The organism is Salinicola socius, assembly GCF_001937195.1.
In the GTDB taxonomy this organism is placed as follows: domain Bacteria; phylum Pseudomonadota; class Gammaproteobacteria; order Pseudomonadales; family Halomonadaceae; genus Salinicola; species Salinicola socius.
On sequence record NZ_MSDO01000118.1, the window covers coordinates 1 to 629 of the forward strand.

At 64.4% G+C, this 629-nt stretch carries 1 protein-coding gene; it reads left to right on the forward strand.

All coding sequences use genetic code 11. The features are described 5' to 3' along the window. Positions 1–629: tandem-95 repeat protein (locus tag BTW07_RS19140; protein ID WP_144077020.1), on the forward strand; the 629-nt coding region annotated here is incomplete at both ends.

Here is a 629-nt window from a genome sequence, read left to right on the forward strand (position 1 = left end):
GCAAGTGACGTCGACGGCACCATCGCCGGTTATAACCTGGCGACGGATGTCGGCACCGGCAATGGTTCATTGACGTTCAATGCCGACGGTTCCTACAGCTTCACGCCGGGTGACGACTTCGACGGTCTGGCTGCCGGCGAGAGCCGCGATATCACCTTCAGCTATACCGCTACCGATAACGACGGTGGGGTCAGCGAGCCCAAGACGGTGACGATCACCGTGACCGGCACCAACGATGCGCCGATCGCCGTCGCCGATACCCGGACCACCGGCGAGAACACTGTGCTGACCGGCCAGGTGCCGGTAGCGACCGATGTCGATGGCACCATCGCCGGTTACGACCTGGCGACGGATATCGGCACCGGCAACGGCAGCCTCAGCTTTAATAGCGACGGCAGCTACAGCTTCACGCCGGGCACCGACTTCGACAGTCTCGCCGCGGGCGAGAGCCGCGACGTCACCTTCAGCTATACCGCCACGGACAATGACGGCGGCGTCAGTGCACCGAAGACCGTCACCATCACCGTGACCGGCACCAACGACGCCCCGGTCGCTCAGGCAGGCACGGCCACGACGGAAGAGAACACACTACTGACCGGCCAGGTCCCGGCAGCGAGTGACGTCGATGG